Source organism: Clostridioides sp. ES-S-0049-02, from assembly GCF_020658465.1.
Lineage (GTDB): Bacteria > Bacillota > Clostridia > Peptostreptococcales > Peptostreptococcaceae > Clostridioides.
The window spans coordinates 492,520-516,317 of the sequence record NZ_JACVWG010000001.1 but is presented as its reverse complement, the minus strand read 5'-3'; the positions used below and the strand labels follow the sequence as shown (position 1 = coordinate 516,317).

Sequence of the window (23,798 nt, the reverse complement as noted above, 5' to 3'; positions counted from 1 at the left end):
AGCTGCTAAATGTTAAATTTTCGCATACTTTACTAAAAAAGAGTAATCTCTATTAACTAAATATTAGAATATTCCAAGTGAAGAAACTAATTGAGATAATTTCAATATTCCCCATTTTAGTAAGTTACCACCTGTATCTATACTTGTAACCATTGTTGTTCCTTCTGGCATCATATTTGCTTGTTGTAATAATTGCGTATGAACATCTGCAAAATTTGTAGCCATATAAAGTGATATAGCTATTACTATAGTTCCTGTTATCACTGATTGAACTATATTACCTTTTCTAAAACATACTATAAATGCCATATAGAATGGTATTGTTGCTAAGTCACCAAATGGTAAAACTTTATTTCCTGGTAATATAACTGCTAAGAATAGAGTTATAGGAACAAGTATAAGAGCTGTTGATATAACTGCTGGATGTCCAGTTGCTACTGCTGCATCTAGGCCTATATAAAGTTCTCTATCTCCATATTTTGCTTGTAAGAAATCTCTTATTGATTCTGAAATTGGAATTAAACCTTCCATTAATATTCTAACCATTCTAGGCATAAGTAACATTACTGCACCCATTGATATACCTACATTGAATATTCCTGCTACATCGTATCCAGCAAGAGCTCCAAGTATTATCCCTAGTATAATACCCATCATCATTGGTTCACCAAATATACCGAATTTTTTTTGTATAGAATCTGGGTCTGCTTGTATTTTATTTATTCCTGGTATTTTTTCAACAAATTTACCTACTAAATATCCAAGTGGAGCAAATGAAGCTGTTGAACCAGTTGGTAATGCTATACCTTCTAAATCATAAAACTCCTGAACATTCTTGGCTGTTTTTTCTGCAATAAATAGTACTAATAATTCCATTAATATTGCACAGAATATAGCCCAGATATAACTTCCTGTTACTATATATCCAACTGCACCTGCTACTATAAAGTGCCAATAATTCCATATATCAACGTTTAATATCTTTGTTTTATTGAAGTATAATAATAGTAAGTTTACTAATAAACAAACTGGTATTAATATTGGTGCAACTGGTGAAGCCCATGTTGCTGATGCTGTTGTTGGCCAACCAACATCTATTACTGTTAAATTAAGTCCAAATCTCTCAACCATTCCTTGAGCTGCTGGCCCTAGTGTTGAAGTTAATAGGTTTACAACTAAGTTTATACCCACAAACCCTATACCAATTGTAAGACCTGATTTTAAAGCTTTTGTAAATTTAATTCTAAATATCATTCCTAAGACTACAATTGTTATTGGTAGTATTACTGTTGGTCCCATGTTTAAAATGTACTGTACTACTGCTAATAATTTATCCATTTATAAATCCTCCTTTTTCTGTTTTTTTAATATGATTTCAATTTATTTATGATAGGATTATTTTAAAGCATCTAATATTTTTTTATCTAATGCTGCTGTATTAACTCCAGTTATATACGCTGTTGCTTTTATTGCTGGTATATTATAAGTTGTTGGTAATATAGTTGTTGATACTATTAAATCTGCTCCATCTTGCTTTGTTGCACATTCAGCTATTTTGCATTGTATAACTTCTGCTTGTATATTATTTTCTTTAACTAATCTTTCTACCTTATCACAAACTACTGTTGATGTTGCTATTCCTGCTCCACATGCTACTAATATTTTTTTCATTTTTATTTCCTCCTAATAATTTTTATTTTCTTATTTTTATTGTTAGTATCTTTTATTCTTTTATTTTTTATAAAGACTTTATTGTCTTTAAAACTTCTTCTTTGTCAGTAGAATCCATTAGCTTCTCAACTAATTCTTTATTTTGCATAATCCCCATCAATTCTGTTAATACAGACAATTGACTGTGTGGTTGATTAAGCCCCAAAACGAAAGCTAAATTTACAGGTACTTTTTCATCTTGGTCTTCCATAGAACTAAATACTACTGGTTCATTAAAAGTACAGACTGCTATAAATTGTTCTTTAATATATTCTGCATCTGTATGTGGTATAGCTACTCCATAATCACCTAAGTTTAAACCTGTTGGAAATACATTTTCTCTCCCTAGTATTTTTTCTCCAAATTCTTCTTTTACAAAGCCTAATTCAAAAACTTTATTATGTATTTCCTTAAAGAAATCTTCTTTTGTTTTACAATCCATTTTAAGGTTTATAACTTTATCACTTACAAAATTTATAAACTCCATATTTGCACCTCCTAATTGCTCTTATCTCATATCTTGTTTTTCTTGTCTTTATATAAAGCATATGCCGTGCCAAAAAGTGGCTTTTTTTGTGAAATAAAAGAAAATGTTTTCCTTGAAATAATGTTCAATCGCAGGATTTTAGCCGACTTTCATAGATAAATTTTTTTTAATTTTTATTTTAATTTTCACTTGTTAAGCACTTAACTATCCATATATTTTTATATTTTCGTGGTTTTTTTTGTTATAGAAATGGTTTTTTTATTTTTTATGGGTGGTTTTTTCTGTTTCTTAGCTATTTTATAAAATTATTCAATCTAAACAACATTAATTTTCGTATTTATTGTTTAATTATTTCAGTGTGAATGAATTTTCATATAATTGTCTATCAAAATTCACGTTACGCATAATTAAATTCATAGTATGTTTTTATTTATATAATAAAATCAATATGAAAATATATAAAACTTAATATGAAAAGGAGATAAGAATGAAAAGAAAAAATTTATTAAAGATAGTATTTTTATGTAGTATTTTATTTGTTTCTGGTGTTTTCGCAAAGCAAGTCTTTGCATCTCAAAGTAAGTCGAAAAAAACACTTACTATAACTGTAAATGGTTATGATGTAACACTATCTAAAGAGGGAATTTTTAATAGTCAAAACGTAAAGCAACTTAATTCAACAAATCAAAATAGTATAACAATAAAAAACTCTAAAAGTGTAAACAGTGTCAAAATAGATGATAAAGAAATTAATGTAAATGATAAATCAACTTTTAAATTGAAAGAAATCAGTAGCTCTTCTAAAATAAAAATATCTGTAATGTATAGTGGTGAGAATTCATATAGAAATTATTACATAAATTCTCTTTCAAAAGATTTTCCAAAGTATACTGTTACTGCAAATAGCCCTTATGATGGTGATTATTATCTTACTACACACAATGAAGAATATAATTTTGTATTTAAATTAAATAACAAAGGAAATATAGTTTTTTACAAGGAAGTCGAATCAAATCCTTTTGATTTTAAAAAAATCACTACAGATGATGGTAAAGTTAGATATGGATATTTACTTCAAGATAAAGACTCAACAAAACGAATAAGTTCTGTTGGATACTCACCAACATATCTTGTTATATTAGATGAAAATTATAATGAAATAAATAAAATTACTATGGAAAAAAATAAAAACATAGAATCTGGTACTGAGTTAGAAAACCATGACTTTATATACATAAATGATAATCACTATATTGTTTCTAGTTATCAAAAATCTAAGGCAACAAACATTCCTTCAAACTTGAATAAAGGAAATTCACCTTATGTGGTAAATAGTGTACTACAAGAAATAAAAGATGGTAAAGTTGTATGGCAGTGGGAAAGTATTGACCATGAAAAACTATATAAAGAAAGTGTTGAACAAAATAATTTTAGCGAAAAAAGTGATACATCTTTAGACTATGTACATTTTAATTCTATGACTATTGACCCCAAGGACGGAAATCTAATCTGCTCATTTAGAAATTTAGATGAAGTTATTAAATTAGATAGAAAAACAGGAGAAATTATTTGGACCCTAGGAGGATTGGGTGATGAGTTCAATTTAACAGATAATCAAAAGTTCTCAAGACAGCATAATGCTAGAATTACAGATGATGGATATATAACCTTATATGATAATGGTGTAAAAAATAAATCTACAAGAGTTATTAAAATAAAATTGGATGAAGAAAATAAAAAAGTTACTGAATATCGCTCATATGACATAAATGACTATTACAAATATATGGGTTCAGTTCAAGAAATAGATAGTGAAAAAGATGTATTCTTAGTTGGAACTGGTGGAAAGGCTGGAGAAAAGCAAGATTTAGTAGCTATAGAAAAAGATTTCTCTAATGATAAAGTTTATTTCAGATTCTCCTTTAAGAGTGGTGAAAGTATGTATAGATGCTATAAAATTCAATAAAAAACTTACCTTAAAATAAAATATCAATTTTAATTAATACAAATCTTGCAAGGAAAATAAATCTATTATTTTTACTTGCAGGGTTATTATTTTCCTTAATTTTAATATAAAAAGCAGGTGTCAACTTTTATGTTTCTATAACACCTGCTTTGATATTAGAAAATTACTATAACACCAACATATTTGATATTTTCCTGACTACTGTTTTTAATTTCTTATATTCTACTAGATATTTCTATTTATTTGGTATATGTATAAATTATTATAATACATATTCCATCTTTTATTACTGCTCTTTCTTAGTATCTGCATATACAAATCTTTATGATTCTAAAATTTCATAAATTAATATAAAAAAAGCCCTGTATTTTAGCAATATATTTGCTTTTTAATAATTTATAACAAGTCTATAAAAAATAAAATCACTAATTATTATTATTTTGTATGTTTGCTATCTACAAATAAAAAGGCTAACACTATAAAATTAAATAAATCAATCTTATAGTATTAACCTTATATTAAACAATTAACTATCTATCAATTAAACTTACCTTAAAACTTGTGCTAAAATAAATTTTTCTATTTAATTTTTTATATTATTTTTCATGTTTAAAATTAACTTAATATCTTTTTTATTTCATTTTTATCTTCAGTATTTAATAAAATTTCCAAAGTATGCTGGTCATTAATCTTTGAAAATAAGCTTCGTATTTCTTTTTTATTATTCTCTTTAAGTGCTAATAAAACCACTAAATCTACCATAAATTTATTATCCCACACTATAGGCTTATTTAATCTTGCTATAGCTATTGCTGGTTTTATAACATTTTCTGGAAGCCCATGTGGTACAGCAACTTTTGAAGCCATTACAACACTTCCCATAGCTTCCCTTTTATACACACTTAATATATATTTTGAGTCTACATACCCACCTTCTTCAAGCTTTGATACAAGAGTGTCGATTATATACTCCTTTGAGATTCCTTCAAAATCATATAAAATCAAATCTTCATGTATTAAATTATCCAATTGATTATCGCTACTCAAAGATGGTTGTTTATTATTTAAATGTTCTAATACCTTGTTAATTCCATTTTTTCCAAGTACCTCATTATAAGAAATAAAAGGTACATTTTTATAATCTATATCAATTGTGCCACAAATAGCAATAATATTATATTCAGCTTCAATGTCATTTAATTCATCTTCTAAATTATTATTTAAAAAAGCAATTGGCTTTACTTCAATTGAAGCATCATATTCCTCAATTTGCTTTTCTATATGTTCCTTTAAGTTTAAAGCTGTACCTACCCCACTTAAACATAATGTAATAATTACATTTTTCTTTCCATATTCATTTTTTCTATAACTAAATTTATTCGTATTTACCATAGCATAATTTTTATTTTTCTTTAAATCTGCTATTATACCATCTAAACTTTTTCCTTCAATTGTCGCCAATTTTCCTGCTTCCATTGCTAATAATGTATCCACCCTGTTTACAGTCTTACATCTAATACCAAGTCTTTTTTCAACCTCATCACCAAGGATTACTAGAGAACCCATATCAATTAGAACCAAAATTCCTTTCTGTGCTTCTATCTTTTTAAGTTCATCCAATACATGTTCTATTCCCTCTGCTGGTGAATCTGTAAGTGCTATTTCTATACCCAGTGTACATTCTATACCAAGAATGTGATTTACAACATTAGACATTTCAATTCCAACTTTACCATGCGTAACTATAACTACTTTTACTTTATCTTTTATACTTTCTTCATTGTAACAAAATTTATTTATATAATATGCTAAATATCCAAGTTCATCCTCTGGGAATGTAACTTGTGTTAAATCTTCCACTATTCCCATTACATATCTGGATAATTCATATTCCATTGGCATTGATGCTTTTATCTTATCCAAACTTGGATTTATTATAGTTTTTCCATCTCTTATTCTGTCTATAGCATGCTCAATATGAATTGCTAAAGCTAAATACAGCCCCTGATTTACATGCTTAAACTGCTCTTTAATAAATACAATTACTTTGTCCATTATCTCTAGTGTGGATTCTTTTAACTGTCCACCCCAGTCTATTCGACTTCTTCTATCAGACAAGTTTTTATTGTTTTTAATAGCATTAAATTTATTGTCTAACTTTTCTATAAATGCATTTTTTAACTCTTCTTCTGAAAAACACTTACTTTCTAGAACTTTTAATTCTTTTTCTGCATAATTGTATATTTCACTTATCTCATTATCAGACAAAATTCTATTTTTCCCACTTACTAATTCACTAATATCTATATATATATCTTCAACTGAAAACTCAGAATACTTTTCATCTTCACAATTACAATCATAATATCCACTTTTTATATAATCTCTCAAGCTATCTAAATCTATAATTACCTTGTCACTAGAAAATATTGCCTTACTAAAAGCTCTAGCACAAGTTACTTGTATATCACTCTTTAACTGTCCTATATTCCCAGTACATTTATAATTCATAAGTGCACACATCACTTCTTTAGTTATTATAAAGTTTTTATTTACTCTTTTTGCTTCTCTTTCAAAGAATTTTATTATTATTTCATATCTTTCAGATTTTGGTCTTTCACTCATATTTGGTAAGTTTATTACCATTGGTATACGTCTTCTAAATGTTTGAAGTAAATTAGAATCTGGATTTTCTGTTGTAGCACTTATTATGAGAACATTTGCCTTTCTATTAGAACTACTCTCTCCTAACCTCCTAAATTCACCTCTATCTATTAAAGAAAATAATATTTCTTGACCAGCAGCAGGTAATCTATGAATTTCATCCAAAAACAAAATTCCATTATTGGCTTGCTCTACAAGACCCTCTCTATTTGCATCTGCACCTGTGTATGCACCTTTTACTACTCCAAATAGCTGAGCTATCAATAGATTAGGATTTTCTGCATAATCTGCACAGTTAAATACTATGAATGGACTATTTTCTTCTTTGATATTATTTTTCACAGCATATTTGTACATACATGTAGCTAACTCACTCTTACCTACACCTGTTTCTCCATATATTATAGTATGAAGACCATTAGGAGGATACATTATTGCTGATTTAGCTAGGTTTACTTTTTCTTTCAAACTGCCTTTTATACCTATTAATTCTTCAAACCCATCTTCTTCTACAGCTTTACTAACTTTTACATGTTTTCCAGATGATACTAGTTCTTTATCTTTTATTTCAGCTTTCGATTGACTTAAGTTTTCTTCTTTTAGTAATTTTGATACTGCACTTCTTGATATATTATAGCCATTTTCGGTTAAAATTTCAGTTATTTTTCTTTCAGACATTTGAGGATTCTCATTTACAATCTTAGATATATCCTTTATTAATATTTGTTTTCTTCTTTCTCTTGAATCTAAAATATTATTCTTTTTTCTAACCGCTATTACTTCAGACCTAGCTACATTTAATATTTCAGCAAGTTCTTGGTCAGTGTATGGATTTTTCTTGTCTTCTCTTTGTATCTCTCTTAATATTTTATCCATATTTCGCCTCCTTACTTTAAATTTTAGTTTATTTCAATATATTATACACCAAAATAAGACTAGGCAAAATAGCCTAGCCTTATTACTTAGAATTTCCATAAGAACTTCTATTAAAATTATAACCATAACTATATGATTATAATTTTAAAGAAGCACCTTCCCAATCCTTCATAAAGCTATCTATTCCTTTGTCTGTCAAAGGATGCTTAATCATTTGGTTTATAACTTTAAGAGGAACTGTTGCTATATCAGCTCCCATTCTAGCAGCTTGTAAAACATGTATTGGATTTCTAACACTAGCAACTATTATTTGAGACTCAATACTATTTACACTGAAGATGTCAACAATTTCTTCAATTAAATCAAGACCATTTTGTGATATATCGTCTAATCTTCCAACAAAAGGACTTACATATGTAGCTCCAGCTCTAGCAGCTAAAAGAGCTTGCCCAGCAGAGAATATAAGTGTAACATTAGTTTTTATACCTTTACTAGATAATACTTTTACTGCCTTTAAACCTTCTGCTGTCATAGGTATTTTTATAACTATATTTTTATGTATCTTAGATAATTTTTCTGCTTCTTCTATCATACCCTTGTGCTCTAAACTTATTACTTCTGCACTTATTGGTCCATCTACTATCTCACTGATTTCCTTAACTACTTCTATAAAATCTCTACCTTCTTTAGCTATTAGAGATGGATTTGTAGTAACTCCACATATTACACCTAAATCATTTGCTTCCTTTATTTCTTCAATATTAGCTGTGTCTATAAAAAATCTCATTTAAAAAATCCTCCATAATTAGAATATGTGCTAAACACAAGTATATAATATCATAAATTATCTAAATTTTACAGTTCCATTATCTATAGATTCAACTACTGCTAAAGATTCTAATCTTACATCATTGGCCTTTAAAAGTGCTCCTCCAGCTTGGAATCCTTTTTCAATAACAATCCCTACTCCAACTAAGTTTGCATTTGCTTGTTCAATTAAATCTTTAAGACCAAGAGCGGCTCTTCCATTAGCTAAAAAATCATCTACTACCAATATGTTTTCACCTTCGTTTATATACTTTTTAGAAACTTTTACTGCATATTCTTTTGCCTTAGTAAATGAATATACATTAGTTTCATACACATCAGTATCTAAGTTTTTAGATTCTGATTTTTTCGCAAAAACTACAGGTGCATTGTCAAAGTATTGTGAAACAATTGATGCTATAGCTATTCCTGAAGCCTCTATTGTAAATATTTTATCTACCTTTTCTCCAGTAAATCTCTCTTTAAATTCTTTTCCTATTTCATTTAAAAAAGCTACATCAATTTGATGATTTAAAAAACTATCGACTTTTAGTATATCATTTCCTGAAACACTACCTTCTCTTAATATCTTTTCCTCTAAAGCCTTCATTGTACTCCCACCTAAACCTTTCTAAATTATATTAATCTTAATAAAAAAAATTATATTCTCTTTAATTTTACTCTCTACATTGCTTGTATTTTATCTTAGAATACTAAAAAAGCTCCTGTCTATATCATAGACAGGAGCTTAAAATTCAAAGTAACCAACTTAATATATAATTTAAAATAAGTATAAACTATATCATCTTCACTCCTGTAGTTAAGCTATTATTGGTAGCTTAGTAGAAACATTTGAACCATATTATCAAAAGTATACAGGTAAACATATTAATTTATTCTTTTTAATTATATATTATAATTCTCTATTATTCAACAAATAATTCAAACTGTGTAGAATAAAACATTCACTAGTTACTTGACAAAATTCAACCTTTTTAAGTAAACTTATAGATTTTCCATAAAGATATAACTTTTTTCTATATTATCTAGAAGTACTTCATCCTTGTTTATATTAGCTATTTTAGCAATAGCTTTTTTTACTCCATTAGACTTTATTAGTTCTTGTAATTCTACACTTTGAGCATCTTCACTATTGTTATAATGAAGTGCTGCACCTATTCCAAGAATTAAGTTATCAACTGTTAAGCCATATGATTTTGCAGTCATTAGAGGTTTAATTAATCTATCTTTATCACTTAATTTTCTAAGTGGCTCTCTTCCAACTCTGACTACATCATCATTAAGATATGGATTTTTAAATCTATTTAAAATCTTATCAATATATTTATAATGTGCTTCTGAATCAAAATTATATTTTTTAATTAATCCTTCTCCACTTTCTGTCATTGCATTTTTCACTATATTACAAATATATTCATCATTTATACTTTCTTCTATTGTTTTGTATCCCTTTAAGTACCCTATATAAGCAGTTATAGCATGGCCTGTATTTAGTGTAAATAACTTACGTTCTATATAAGCCATAAGGTTATCAGCTAAATTCATTCCAACTATATTAGGTATTTCTCCTTTAAATCCTTGCTTTTCAACATTCCACTCATAAAAATTTTCAACAGTTACATCAAGAGGATTCTCATTTTTACCAGGAGGAACTATTCTGTCAACTGAACAGTTAGGGAAACCAATATAGTTCTCTAAATAGTCTTCTTCTTCTTTATTTAGACACTTAAGTATTTCCTCTTTTAAAGAAGAACTTGCATATATTGCATTTTCACAAGCTATTATATTTAAATTATTTGTTAATCCTTTTTCTTTTCTAGTTTTTATACCTCTAGCAATTGTAGGGGCTATTTTAGTTAAAACCAAAGGGCCAACTGCTGTAGTTATTATTTCAGCTTCTACAATCTCATCTATTATTTCTTCTTTTATAGATGAAACTGCACTTATATTGTCAATTATCTCATCTACACATTCTACATCTCTTATGTGTATAGTATATTTTTTATCTTTATTTATTGAATTTAATATTTCTTCATTAACATCAGCAAATACAACATGATAACCTGACTTAACTAACAAACCTCCAATAAATCCTCTTCCAATATTTCCTGCTCCAAATTGGATTGCCTTTTTCATTTTAAGTTCCTCCTAAGATTAGTTGGCAAAAGCTTCCATAAAAGCTTGTTTGTCATTTGAATTTTTTAGTCTCTCTGTTAAATCATCATCTAAAACTATTGCTATATTAGATAGTATCTCTAAATGCTCATCTCCAACACCAGCTATTCCTATTAATAAATATGCCTTTTCTCCATCAAAATCTATACCATTAGGGAATTGTAGTATAACTATTCCAGAAGATAATATTTCTTTTTTCGCTTCATTTACACCATGTGGAATAGCAACACCCATGCCCATGTATGTAGTCATTACCTTTTCTCTTTCCAACATTGCTGGTATATATTCTTCTTTTACATATCCATTTTCAAATAGTTTTCTTCCTGCTAAAGTTATAGCTTCTTCCTTTGAAACACTATCTAATCCTAAAAATATATTATTCTCATTTAATACTTTACTCATAATATCAACCTTCCTTTTTTTAATGTAAATTTTATTTATCTATTAATGTTTTTAATTTATTTGTATAAAAATTAAAAACTATATCTTTTATTTCTAATGTCATCTCTTGTATAGAAAATTTGTTTATTTTATTAGTAAAAACAAAATTATCTATTAATGAGCCACTTACTTCACTCATTATTTGTCTTTGATAATTTGGTGAATCTTTAGGAAGTAACATAAAAACCACATTCTCAATTTCTTCCTTAGAATTTAGCTTTATGTTATTTTCTAATCTTATTATTGCTAACTTCATAATATCTATTCTTTCACTCATACAATGTAATAATAAAATCCTTGATTCTTCTATATATGGAATTGATATTTTTAATCTTTCTTCTAAGGATTCTTTTATAGATATTGCATCTTCACTAGATTTTACAAATATTTTTGATGAATCCATAATAAGTTCATCTAAGTTTTTACTTTTAAATTTTTTAAATTGAATTTCATCTAAAAACTGAAGAATATCTCTTCCTATGTTCATACTTTCTGTTATCTGTTCATATACTTTATTTTTATTTTTAGTATCACCTTTTACTTTTAAACCCATTAATTTGTTTTGAGCTATAGACTTTATTTTTTCTTTGATTATCAGCTCATCATCTGAACTCATAAATGGACCTACACATATATAATCTAAGTTTGTATTTAATTCTACTGTAGATACAATTAAATCGACTTCTTTTTCTTTTAAATATTCCTCATCTATGTTTATAGCTGAAATAGTTTCAAGTATATTTAGATTTGGAAATTTATTTTCAATTTTAGTTGATAAAAACCTTGAAGTTCCTATTCCAGTAGGACATGCTACAACAATATTTATATTAGCATGCATCATTAGATTTTTTTCTATGGCTGATGCAAAATGCATTGCAATATATCCTATTTCAGATTCAGGTATTGAATTTATATTTAGCTTATCTTTTATGACTTTAGAAACCTTTTCGACTCCATTATAAGCATATGAATACTTAGTTTTTATTTCATCTAAAAGGGGATTTCTTATTTCTAGTCCCATATTCAATCTGTTTATGGAAGGTCCCAGATGGTTTGCTAGGTCTTTAAATAATCTTTCATCATTTTTAAGACTTATCTTAAATTCATCTTCTGCCAAATCTATCATTTTATTTGTAATGTCCATTACTTCTATGTCATCTAAGTTTAACTCTTTATGACTTGAAGATGACCTTTGCTTTGCACCTCTAATGTGCATAGTTATATATCCAACTTCATCTAATGGTATATCCATACTAAAATCAACTGCCATACCTTTTACGATTTCCTGAGCTAATTTAAACTCTTCGGTTAAAGATAATTCCTTTAGAAAATCTTTCTCCATAGTTATATTTTCACCATTTTTTATCCTCTGTAAAGCTAATGAAATATGAACTACAAGCCCTATATATGCACTATCAGCTAAATTTACATCTAACTCTGAAAGCTTCTTTGTTAATGTACTTTCAACTTTTCTTATTATGCACTTGTCCATTAAATTTAAAAGTCTATTTTCACTTAAAATTTCTATTGCTTTATCAGTTTGTATATTCTCACTTATATTTCTGACCATATCCAATATTTCTTTTTCATTAAATGAGTCATATATAAGGTTTACATATGCTTCTCTAAAGTTTTTTTCCTGACCTTTGAGATACACACCAAGCCCTGGTTTTCTAATAAGCTCAATATCAAATCTTTCTAGCCATTCACTTGCTAGTGCAAAATCATTATTTAGTACTCCTTCAGATACCTTTAATATTTTTGCAAAGTAGTAAGATTTTACTGGCTCATTAGAAACTAGTAGCTTTGATAATATAATTAAGTTTCTTTCTTCTTTGTTATATTCTTTTTCTATTTTTTCCTCTTCTAACAACTCAATTATAAAATTTTGATTTTCTGTATTCTCTTCTAAAATCAAACCTACACCTGGTTTTTTTACAAAATTAAAATCATTTTCATCAAACCATTTTTCAATTCCTGACATATCTCTAAGTACAGTTCTTGAGCTTAACTCTAACTCTCCTGCAATTTCAGAAACAGTTATTGGAATATTTTTTTTAGAATTTTCTACTATCATGAGTATTATCTTTTTTTGTCTAGATGTAATCTTCTTTTTTTTCAAATCATCCACTCCTAATCAGTGGTACTTTTTATTTTTTATTTAGATTCTAATCTTTTAAACAGTATATCTAAATTGGGGTCATTTAAAAAGTTATTTATTGATACTATCTCAACATTTGAATTGTTTTTGGCAACTCTTTCAACTAATGTGTTGTGAGTTACTACTATTTGTGTATCATCTGGAAGATTATCAACAGATGAATTTGTAATTTCTATATCTAAATTCAAGTTTTTTATTCTATTTTTAAATCTAGAAGCTCCCATTGCACTAGAACCCATTCCTGCATCACATGCAAATACAATCTTCTTAATTTCATTTAATTCAAGTTGCTTTTCTTCAACTTTTTGTTCTGAACTTTTGCTTGCAGATTTCATATCACTCATCTTTGCTTTAGCTTCTTCTAAAGTACCATCTTCTTCACTTTGGTTTGCTGAAGCTCTCTTAACAAATGGTGCTGCCACTAAGAATGATACAACTGTCGCAACTGCAACCCCTGCTAATACTGGAAGTAATCCTCCTTTTGGTGCTAGTGCCATAAGTGCAAATATACTTCCTGGTGATGGTGCTGCTACAAGTCCAGCTCCTAATATTGAAAAAGTTAATATTCCTGCTGCTCCACCTGCCATTGTAGCTAATATTAAAACTGGATTCATTAATATATATGGGAAGTAAATTTCATGTATACCACCAAGGAAATGTATTATTACTGCTCCTGGTGCTGATTGTTTTACACTTCCTCTACTAAACATCCAATATGCTAATAGAACACCTAAACCTGGTCCAGGGTTACTTTCTAATAAGAACATTATAGATTTACCTGCTTCTTTTGCTTCAGCTATACCTATAGGACCTAATATACCATGATTTATTGCATTGTTTAAGAACAGTACCTTTCCAGGCTCTATAAATACCGAAACTAAAGGTAATAAACTTTTGCTAACTATAAATTGCACTCCTGATTCTATAAGAGCTGTACCTGCTACTATAGCTGGTCCAATTGCATAAAAACCTAATATTGCAAGAAGCATACCTATTATACCTATTGAAAAGTTATTTACTAACATCTCAAATCCTGTTGGTATTTTACCATCTACAAGTTTATCAAACTTCTTGATTACCCATCCTGCAAATGGTCCCATTATCATTGCTCCAATAAACATTGGTATATCAGCTCCAACGATTACTCCCATCGCTGCTGCTGCACCTATTACTCCGCCTCTTTGTCCTGCTATAGCTTTACCACCAGTATATGCTATCAATAGTGGTAAAAGATATTTTATCATTGGATCGCCTATAGTGCTTAATTTTTCATTTGGCATCCACCCTGTTGGTATAAATAATGCTGTTATAAGACCCCATGCTATAAAAGCTCCTATATTTGGCATTACCATCCCACTTAAAAACTTTCCTACTCGCTGTATAGATGTCTTTATTGTCGATTGATTAGAACTGCTCATAATTTTACCTCCATTTGAATTATATTCTATATCGATATGATTCCCTTTTGTTATACTTTTATTATAGAGTTTATATTTTATAGTAACAACTTTAAGAAATCGTTTCTATGTCACTTAAGATAATGACATTTGTCACTTTAGTTTTTGTTTAGTTTTATTTATGTAGTATTTTAAATTAAGAATTTAATGAAATAAATTTTTTAGGGACACTTTTGGACATACTAATATAGATTTAATTGACTTATACTTTCAGTAAAAAATACTATATACTTAATATTAACAACAGGAGTATATAGATATAATGTAAGATATTATATAATAAGAATTAACTTCAAATTAGCTACCACATTAAATAAAACATTATTTAATATACAGTTTGATTGTATAAAGCAACATATATTAAACAGATTCAGTTAAAATAGTTTAAATTTTTCAAAAATCTCAATATCTGACAAAATACTTTAATAAAATTAAAGAATAAGTTATAATTAATACTATCAATTATAATAAAGTATAAAAATATAAGGAGTGATTAAAAAATGGCGTTTTATTTTGATACACCATCACATACTTTCAGTGAATACCTACTTGTACCAGGTTTCTCTTCTACTGACTGTATACCTGCTAATGTAAGTTTAAAAACACCTGTTACTAAATTTAAAAAGGGCGAGGAAGCAGATATTCATATGAATATACCTTTAACTTCTGCTATTATGCAATCTGTTTCTGATGACAAGATGGCTATTGCACTTGCTAAAGAAGGTGGCATCTCATTTATATATGGTTCTCAATCTATTGAAAGTGAAGCTGCTATGGTAGCACGTGTTAAATCTCATAAAGCTGGATTTGTTGTGAGTGATTCAAATATTAAACCTGACAATACATTAAAAGACATACTTGAACTAAAAGAGAGAACTGGTCATTCTACGGTTGCAGTTACTGAAGATGGTACTTCAACTGGTAAATTATTAGGTATTGTTGCAAGTCGTGATTATCGTATAAGTCGTATGGACTTAGACACTAAAGTTAGTGAGTTTATGACTCCTATGTCATCCATAGTTTATGCTAACAAAGATGTTACTTTAAAAGAAGCAAACAATATTATATGGGACCATAAGCTTAATTCTCTTCCTGTACTTGATGACAATGGTAATCTTGTATATATGGTATTCCGTAAAGATTACTCTTCTCATAAAGAAAATCCACTTGAACTTTTAGATTCTTCTAAAAGATATGTAGTTGGAGCTGGTATCAATACTAGAGACTTTGCTGAGCGTGTTCCTGCTTTGGTTGAAGCTGGTGCTGATGTTTTATGTATAGACTCTTCAGAAGGTTTTTCTGAGTGGCAAAAAATAACTCTTGATTTTATTCGTGAAAAATACGGTGATACGGTTAAGGTTGGAGCTGGGAATGTAGTTGACCGTGAAGGATTCCTTTACCTTGCTGAAGCTGGTGCTGACTTCGTTAAAGTTGGTATTGGTGGTGGTTCTATATGTATCACTCGTGAACAAAAAGGTATAGGACGTGGACAAGCTACTTCTATAATTGAAGTTGCTCAAGCTAGAGATGAATACTTTGAAAAAACAGGTATTTACATTCCAATTTGTTCTGATGGTGGTATTGTTTATGACCATCATATAACTTTAGCCTTAGCTATGGGTGCTGATTTTATAATGCTTGGTAGATATTTCTCTCGTTTTGATGAGAGTCCAACTAATAAGGTTAATATAAATGGTAGTTACATGAAAGAGTATTGGGGAGAAGGTTCTGCACGTGCTAGAAACTGGCAAAGATATGACCTTGGTGGAGATAAGAAACTTTCTTTTGAAGAAGGTGTTGACTCTTATGTTCCTTATGCTGGTTCTTTAAAAGACAATGTGACACTTTCTCTAAGTAAGGTTCGTTCTACTATGTGCAACTGTGGTGCTCTTAGTATTCCTGAACTTCAAAAAAATGCTAAGCTAACACTTGTATCTTCTACTAGTATCGTTGAAGGTGGAGCTCATGATGTTATGCTAAAAGATAACAGAAACTTATAATATAAATAAAAGTGTAGTTAATTGTAAAATCAACTACACTTTTTATTTTAATATAAGCTATTATTTATGAGTTATTATTTAACTGTAAATTCAAGAAGCTTACTTTTAAGTTCATTTTCTATTTTTGATAATTCAACTTCTGCTTCCTGTCTCTTTATTCTACCATCATTTTGTATCTTAACTACTTCATCAATAGTTGATATTAAAGATTGATTAGTTTTCTTAATTGTATCTATATCTACAATTCCTCTTTCTGATTCTTTGGCTGTTTCTATTGTTCCCATTTTCAATGTCTCTGCATTCTTTAGTAGAAGTTCATTTGTCATATTACTAACTTCACGCTGTGCTTTCATAGCTTGATTCAAATGAGATATTCCAAGAGCAAGTACTATTTGATTTTTCCACAATGGAATAGTATTTACTATAGTAGATTGAATTTTTTCTGCCATTAGATTATTGCTATTTTGAACCAATCTTATCTGTGGAGCCATTTGAAGTGATACCATTCTAGTTAATTCTAAGTCATGAATCTTCTTTTCAAATCTGTCACAAAGTGAAACCATATCGTTTACAGATTGAGCATCTTCTGTTGAACCAGACAAACTTGCTCTTTCTCTTAATTTTGGCATCTCAAGTTCTTTCATATCTTTTAGCTTTTGTTTCCCTGCTATAATATACATTGTAAGCTCTTTTGAATAAGCTAAGTTTAATTCATACATTTTATCAAGCATTGCTATATCTTTCAATATTTTAACTTGATGCTTTTGAAGTTCTTTACTTACTTTGTCTACATTTACTTCTGCGCTATCATACTTAGTTTTTAAATTTGAAATTTTATTATTTGCCTTTTTAAAAATTCCTAAAAAACCACCTTGTTCTTTTTCGTCAGCTGAGAATGATTTTAAATCAGTAACTAGATTTGTAAGCATATCACCAACTTCGCCTAAATCTCTAGTTTTAACACTCTTTAAAGCGGTTTCCGAAAATCCCGCTACCTTTTTTTGAGCCCCAGCTCCATATTGCAAAATCATATTTGTATTTGTAATATCTATTTTTTCTGTAAACTCTTTTACCATTTTACGCTCAGCTTCTGATAGTTTTTCTTCTTCTGGGTCTTTTTCATTCTTTTTCATTAATAGGTCAGAATTATTTATATCATTTGTTTTTGTTTCTTCACCAAATGGGTCAAGTGTTAGTGTTGGCATAACTGGTATATCATCTAAATTATTCATTCTATAGTTCTCTCCTCTTCCTTCATAAAGTACTAATTATATACTTATATCTTACATATTTTTATACTTCATAACTACTTAACTGTTCAAAAATAACAGAATATTTTTTATATTACAGTTAAAACTTTCCACCTGTTAATCCCTCTTGAACTAACATATTTTCTAAAACAGTAATATCTGTAGATATGTCAATAGCTTCATCCTCAAATAGAGAATCCAGTTGGTTTTCAAAAGCCACTACAATTGTACTCATTGTACTTTCAATGCTTTCCATAGTTGTTGTTATATTTTCTCTGTCTATTCCTTGTTCTTCCAATGTATGATATGAATTTAAAAGCTTTAAAGTAGTTGGAATATAATAATCCATAAATTTTTGTATCTGAATAAGTTTTGATGGGTCATGTTTTACAACATCAAATATTTTACTTGTAACATCTTCTACTTGTATAATTTTCTTGCACATTGATTCTGATTTAATATTTTCATTAGCCTCTTTTATTTGTCTCAAATAGTCCATTCCCTTTTTAATAATCATATCAGCTTCATTGCTATTCTCAACTTCATCTTCTTCAACTTCATATACTACATCTTCATATGTTGGTGGAACTCCATCTTCATTTGTCAATACAATTTGATTATTTCTTTTATCAATATAAGTATTTATAAAGTAATTTTTATCTATCATCTTTTGCACATCTTTTATTATAAATTTTAGTGATTTAGATGTACTTTCTGCAATAAGTTCTACTGGAATAATATTTTTATTACTTATGATTGTACAGTATTTTTTATAACGAGAAATTTGGTCTCCTAATCTTTTACCTTTAAAAATACAAACTCCACCTATTATTAAGAATAAAGCACATACTTGAATAGGAAGTATAACTGCCCATCCAATTATAATTGAAATAGTTGACAATACTAAGGCTGATAGTGTAAATAAGCCTACTAGACCCCATCCAACGATCTTCAAAAACTTACTTAAAAACGAATTTATTAATACAGATTTTTTAGAAAAATTCTCTGGTTTATACATGATTTATATCCTTTCATTTTTACTAATATTATTATTATATTTCAGTTTGATTATACAATTACTTACTTATTACTGTCAAGGAATTTGAAATTCTACAAATTATTTCAAATAAAGTAATAGACTTAAATGTAAGTACATTTTCTAACTAAAAATGTACTTACATTTAATGCTATACAAAAATAAGAGAACTTAATTTTAAGTAAATTTAAGCCCTCTCATTTTTTATATTTATATAATTATCATTATTTATCTCATCTATACTTAATCCAAATAAAAAATTATATTAATAAAGATTTGCAAATATCTCTCTTATTTCTTCTCTACTAAGTTCTACATAATTATTGGCAAGTAATCTCTGTTGATTGGCTATCGTACTATCAGTAAATTCATCTATCTGACTTTCTACCATTCCATACTCTCTTAGAGCTTTCTTAGTTATTAATTTGTTTAAGAATTTCTCTAATTCTCCATAAACGTCACAATTAGAGTCACATTCAAGAGCATCTGCTAAAATTTTTGTACATTGCGTAATCTTTCCATTAGGATTTTTTCTAGAGTACATCTTAAATACTTCAGTAAAGAACTGATAATTTGCTTCCCCATGTGCAACATGGAAAGCTGCACCTATCGAATAAGATAAAGCATGCACTGCTGCACAACCAGCATTTCCAAAAGCAATTCCTGCATAGTTTGATGCAAGTACAAAGTCCTTAAGATGATTGAATCTCTCTTCTTCTCCTTTATCCACAATCTTTTTATATCCATCCATAATCATTTTTATAGCCTGTAAAGAATATATTTCTGTAAATGGACTTGCTTTTGGAGATAGATAAGACTCAATAGCATGTATAAGAGCGTCCACTGAACTTGTTACAAAAAATTTATAAGGCAATCCTTTTACTGACTCTGGAATTAATACTGCATAATCTGCATAAGTTTCTTCTACTGCAAGACCCTTTTTAGTATGCTTAGATTTTAACTCTGCAATGGCTACATTTGTTACTTCACTTCCTGTACCACACGTTGTAGGAACTACCACCAATTCTTTTACTTTTTTAGGTGCTACTTCTCCTTCAAATAAGTCAATAGACTTCTCTGGAACATCAAGTGCTAATATCTTGCATATATCAACTATTGTACCTCCTCCAAAAGCGATAATTCTATCGAAATTGTATTTCTTCATTTCTTTTGTCATAGAATCTATCATTTCATCAGATGGTTCACCTGTTCCAAATTTTTCTTGGAAAATTAGATTGGTATCTATTCCAAGAGGCTTCATATATGGTTCATATATAAATTCATTTGTAATTACTAAATCATTTTTTCCTATTTTAAATTCTTCATTGAATTCTTTAAATGTATCAAAATAAAATATTTTTGGAACTACTCTAAGTGCTTCCATACTTAACACCCCTCTACTATTAATATTTCTCCTTAAATCTTTTTTCAAACTCTAATGCTAAATTTTCTCTTACACTTGGATGAGCAATATTGATTAAATTTCTTGCCCTTTCTCTAAGAGATTTCCCTTTTAGTTCTGCTATACCATACTCAGTTACAACATAGTCAATATCATTTCTAGATGTTGTTATAGGAGCACCTTCATCCACAATAGAGACGATTTTTGAAATTACTGTCCCATCTTTTTTTGTAGTTATTGAAGGCATTGCTATAATTGCCTTTCCATCTTCTCCCATAGATACTCCACGTATGAAGTCAACTTGACCTCCAACTCCACTAAATTGTCTAAGACCCATTGCCTCTGCAACTACCTGTCCCATCAAATCAACTTGTATAGCAGAATTTATAGACACCATTTTATGTTGTTTCATTATAACTGCTGGATGATTTACATAGTCTACAGGCTTCACTTCAACTACTGGGTTATTATTAGCAAAATCATATAATTTTTTAGTTCCCATTAAAAATGTAACTGTCATTTTTTCTTTATCAAAATTTTTATATTTACCATTTATAACACCTTTTTCATAGAGAGCTAGGGTTCCATCTGAAATCATCTCTGAATGAATTCCTAAATCTTTTTTATCTGTTAAAAATAGCATAACTGCATCTGGAATTCCACCAATTCCAAGTTGTAAAGTAGAACCATCTTCAATTAGAGAAGCACAATTTTTACCTATTGCTTCTTCTACTTCTCCAATCTTAGCAGGTTGCAGTTCATATAAAGGTTGTGACTTTTCAACTATATAGTCAAACTCTGATACATGAACTACTTCACCATAAGTTCTAGGAAATTGGTCATTTACTTGAACAATTACTGTTTTAGCAGTTTTAATAGCTTCATAAGTATAATCAACTGATGTTCCTAGGCTACAATACCCATGTTCATCTGGTGGAGTTACCTGAGCTAAAACAACATCACATTTTAATCTTTTCTCTCTAATTAATTTTGGTACTTCATGAAAGAATGCAGGAGTAAAATCTCCATCTCCATTTTCAATTGCCTTTCTTACATTTCCACTTACAAACATTGGATTTACTCTAAAGTGAGTTTCCATTCCCTCACCAGTATATCCACCACTGCCTAGACTTACCATATGCTTAATCTCAACATTTTTATACTGTTTTGCATTTTCAATCATTGCCTCTACTAGTGCAGGTGGCTCACCTACACAATGTGCAAATACTACTGTATCCCCATCTTTAATATGCTTTACAGCCTCTATAGCAGTACATAACTTACTTTGATACAATTCTCGCCAATTCAATGAAATCACCCCATCTAACTCTTATTTAAGCCTCACAAATCGCTGATTCTATTATATTTATAGCTCTTTCTATATGACTAAAATCCCAAATTTTAATATATGATTTCTTAACTTTATATTGTTGGTAGGATGCACATAAAGTTGTGCATCCTCCAATTATAAGTAATAAATCATATTCTACATCTTCTTCTGCTACGCTAAAATCTACTCTACCATTGAAGTGCTCTTTGATTATTGCTAGAGCCTTCCCTCTTTCGTATCTAGGGTTACAGCCCCCACAAAATCTAACTCCACAGGTCATGTGTAAATTCTCCTTCTAAAAGCTCTTTTTATAACTCAAACTACTACTTTATAATCATTCTTATACGATATATTTTTTCATTAATTAGTATAAGTCAATATATTTTCCCATTTATATATCAACTTTTTTATATATTAACTTTTTATAAATTTAGAGCTTTTTCTTTTTTTATTCCTGCAATTGTCTTAGCTAATTCTTTCTTCTGATTTATATTTCCTTGTCTTGAAATCATTATTCTTTGTGCCTGTGGTGAACCTGCTCCATGCATTGACTCAGTTCTATAACCAACAGCAGATGAGCCAAGACATATATTTTCTAAGAATCTTAATATTCTCATTCTTTCTTCTGTTGAAGCTACTGAAGAAGCTTTAAAATATTTATTACATACTTCACCTATTGTCATTCCACTTGTTCCAACTTTTAAATCTGACTTGAAGTCTTTTTCTGAAGGCATAGTAACCATAAGCCCACCAGCTATATCTTCTGCAAGTCTCACTATTTCATAAGGGAATCTAGTTACATTTTGTTTACATACATTTGCAAGAAGTAAATCTATTTGATAGTTTCCAGCCTCTGTCTTATGTCCTTCTGATGAACATGCTATACCACAACAATATAAACTTTCATTAAGGTGAGTCATTTCTATTAATTTATCTTTTATATGAGAAGCTTTGTTTGCTCCATTGTAATCAGCTGCTAAAGCTGCTGCTCCTATTATTACATCACCTACTCCAACTTTACATCCACCATAACTTTGTCTATGATATCCAGCAAATCTTTCTACCAACATACCAGAGAAATCCCACTCTCCGCATAAGAAGATTCTATCATTTGGAACAAATACATTATCAAATACTACTAGAGCTTCTTGACCTCCAAACTCTTTATTTCCTAAGTCAACATCTGCTCCCTCTTCTAATTTTCTAGTATCACAAGATTGTCTTCCATAAATCATAAATACACCTTCAGCATCTGAAGGAACTGCAAATGATACAGCATAGTCTTTATCTGCTTCAGTCATGCTTATAGTAGGCATTATAAGATGTTCATGTGAATTTATTGAACCAGTTTGATGTGCTTTTGCTCCTCTTACCACTATTCCATCTTCTCTTCTTTCAACTATGTGAAGGAACATATCTGGGTCAGGTTGAGCACTAGGTGATAATGCTCTATCTCCCTTAGGGTCAGTCATAGCTCCATCAACTACTAAATCGTTTTCTTGTATATAAGTTAAGTATTTTACAAAATTATCATGATAATTAGTTCCATGCGCTTTGTCGCACTCAAACGTTGTTGAATATACCGCATTAAAAGCATCCATACCTACACATCTTTGGAAACAAGAAGCTGTTTTTTGACCACATAGTCTTTGCATTTTAACTTTTTTTATCAAATCATCAGTACTTTGATGAAGATGACCAAATCTATTTATTTTTTCTCCTGTAATATTTGAAGTAACTGTCATTAAATCTGCATATTCTGGGTCATGTGCCAAATCATAAGTAGCTGCTACACAATTTATAGATGGTCTAATCATTGGATGGTCAACCCAATTTTTAACCTCTTCACCAAACATATAAACTTTAGTATTTAATTTTCTCAAACTTTCAATATATTGAGCTCCTGTCATTAATGCCATAATAAAACCACTCCTTCTCTTTTATAATAATTTTTATTTATGTTAATTTATAATACTTCCTTCTTTTGTTCGTCTTTCAATCTTCTAAATTTACTT

Annotated in this window: 18 protein-coding genes and 1 riboswitch; of the genes, 2 read left to right on the top strand and 16 right to left on the bottom strand. The window is 29.0% G+C overall.

Annotated elements, in window-relative coordinates:
• Window positions 1-63: 63 nt before the first annotated feature.
• From IC213_RS02380 to IC213_RS02370, 3 genes are all read right to left on the bottom strand, one after another.
• Window positions 64-1,338 carry a PTS galactitol transporter subunit IIC gene (locus IC213_RS02380; RefSeq protein ID WP_227482790.1) on the bottom strand — a complete coding sequence of 425 codons (1,275 nt, stop codon included), beginning with the start codon at window positions 1,336-1,338 and terminating at the stop codon, window positions 64-66.
• A 57-nt stretch (window positions 1,339-1,395) separates the two neighbouring features.
• Complete coding sequence (locus IC213_RS02375; RefSeq protein ID WP_021385190.1) at window positions 1,396-1,671, bottom strand: PTS sugar transporter subunit IIB; 276 nt, start codon at window positions 1,669-1,671, stop codon at window positions 1,396-1,398.
• 67 nt (window positions 1,672-1,738) lie between these two features.
• Window positions 1,739-2,197 (bottom strand): PTS sugar transporter subunit IIA, encoded by a 459-nt coding sequence (locus tag IC213_RS02370; protein ID WP_227824129.1) that lies wholly within the window; start codon window positions 2,195-2,197, stop codon window positions 1,739-1,741.
• Between the two features lie 487 nt (window positions 2,198-2,684).
• Between IC213_RS02370 and IC213_RS02365 the strand changes: the two genes are divergently transcribed.
• On the top strand, window positions 2,685-4,163 hold the full coding sequence (locus tag IC213_RS02365) for an arylsulfotransferase family protein (RefSeq protein WP_227824130.1): 1,479 nt from the start codon (window positions 2,685-2,687) through the stop codon (window positions 4,161-4,163).
• A gap of 615 nt (window positions 4,164-4,778) precedes the next feature.
• Here IC213_RS02365 and IC213_RS02360 read toward each other — a convergent pair.
• From IC213_RS02360 to IC213_RS02330, 7 genes are all read right to left on the bottom strand, one after another.
• The gene (locus IC213_RS02360; protein ID WP_227432706.1) at window positions 4,779-7,703 is read right to left on the bottom strand and encodes a sigma 54-interacting transcriptional regulator; all 2,925 of its coding nucleotides are present in this window, start codon (window positions 7,701-7,703) and stop codon (window positions 4,779-4,781) included.
• A gap of 136 nt (window positions 7,704-7,839) precedes the next feature.
• The gene (gene fsa / locus IC213_RS02355; RefSeq protein ID WP_227432705.1) at window positions 7,840-8,490 is read right to left on the bottom strand and encodes a fructose-6-phosphate aldolase; all 651 of its coding nucleotides are present in this window, start codon (window positions 8,488-8,490) and stop codon (window positions 7,840-7,842) included.
• A 57-nt stretch (window positions 8,491-8,547) separates the two neighbouring features.
• Window positions 8,548-9,120: a xanthine phosphoribosyltransferase gene (locus IC213_RS02350; protein WP_227855559.1), complete on the bottom strand. Its 573-nt coding sequence runs from the start codon at window positions 9,118-9,120 to the stop codon at window positions 8,548-8,550.
• Between the two features lie 187 nt (window positions 9,121-9,307).
• A riboswitch (purine riboswitch) is annotated at window positions 9,308-9,409 on the bottom strand.
• Window positions 9,410-9,515: 106 nt separating this feature from the next.
• A complete protein-coding gene (locus IC213_RS02345; protein ID WP_227432703.1) occupies window positions 9,516-10,667 on the bottom strand; it encodes a mannitol-1-phosphate 5-dehydrogenase in 1,152 nt (383 codons plus the stop codon).
• 18 nt (window positions 10,668-10,685) lie between these two features.
• Complete coding sequence (locus IC213_RS02340) at window positions 10,686-11,108, bottom strand: PTS sugar transporter subunit IIA (RefSeq protein WP_227432702.1); 423 nt, start codon at window positions 11,106-11,108, stop codon at window positions 10,686-10,688.
• A 31-nt stretch (window positions 11,109-11,139) separates the two neighbouring features.
• Window positions 11,140-13,278 carry a BglG family transcription antiterminator gene (locus tag IC213_RS02335; RefSeq protein WP_227862692.1) on the bottom strand — a complete coding sequence of 713 codons (2,139 nt, stop codon included), beginning with the start codon at window positions 13,276-13,278 and terminating at the stop codon, window positions 11,140-11,142.
• A gap of 26 nt (window positions 13,279-13,304) precedes the next feature.
• The gene (locus IC213_RS02330; RefSeq protein WP_227862691.1) at window positions 13,305-14,726 is read right to left on the bottom strand and encodes a PTS mannitol transporter subunit IICB; all 1,422 of its coding nucleotides are present in this window, start codon (window positions 14,724-14,726) and stop codon (window positions 13,305-13,307) included.
• Between the two features lie 539 nt (window positions 14,727-15,265).
• On the opposite strand from IC213_RS02330, the gene IC213_RS02325 reads away from it, so the two are divergent.
• A complete protein-coding gene (locus IC213_RS02325) occupies window positions 15,266-16,765 on the top strand; it encodes an IMP dehydrogenase (protein WP_227432699.1) in 1,500 nt (499 codons plus the stop codon).
• 74 nt (window positions 16,766-16,839) lie between these two features.
• On the opposite strand, the gene IC213_RS02320 is transcribed toward IC213_RS02325, so the two are convergent.
• From IC213_RS02320 to abfD, 6 genes are all read right to left on the bottom strand, one after another.
• Complete coding sequence (locus tag IC213_RS02320) at window positions 16,840-17,997, bottom strand: toxic anion resistance protein (RefSeq protein WP_227862690.1); 1,158 nt, start codon at window positions 17,995-17,997, stop codon at window positions 16,840-16,842.
• 118 nt (window positions 17,998-18,115) lie between these two features.
• On the bottom strand, window positions 18,116-19,033 hold the full coding sequence (locus IC213_RS02315) for a 5-bromo-4-chloroindolyl phosphate hydrolysis family protein (RefSeq protein WP_227862689.1): 918 nt from the start codon (window positions 19,031-19,033) through the stop codon (window positions 18,116-18,118).
• Window positions 19,034-19,316: 283 nt separating this feature from the next.
• A complete protein-coding gene (locus IC213_RS02310) occupies window positions 19,317-20,435 on the bottom strand; it encodes a 4-hydroxybutyrate dehydrogenase (RefSeq protein WP_227432696.1) in 1,119 nt (372 codons plus the stop codon).
• A 19-nt stretch (window positions 20,436-20,454) separates the two neighbouring features.
• Window positions 20,455-21,771: an acetyl-CoA hydrolase/transferase family protein gene (locus IC213_RS02305; RefSeq protein WP_413926662.1), complete on the bottom strand. Its 1,317-nt coding sequence runs from the start codon at window positions 21,769-21,771 to the stop codon at window positions 20,455-20,457.
• Window positions 21,772-21,787: 16 nt separating this feature from the next.
• The gene (locus IC213_RS02300) at window positions 21,788-22,063 is read right to left on the bottom strand and encodes a hypothetical protein (protein ID WP_227432694.1); all 276 of its coding nucleotides are present in this window, start codon (window positions 22,061-22,063) and stop codon (window positions 21,788-21,790) included.
• 142 nt (window positions 22,064-22,205) lie between these two features.
• Window positions 22,206-23,702 carry a 4-hydroxyphenylacetate 3-hydroxylase family protein gene (gene abfD / locus IC213_RS02295; protein WP_227432693.1) on the bottom strand — a complete coding sequence of 499 codons (1,497 nt, stop codon included), beginning with the start codon at window positions 23,700-23,702 and terminating at the stop codon, window positions 22,206-22,208.
• Window positions 23,703-23,798 lie beyond the last annotated feature (96 nt).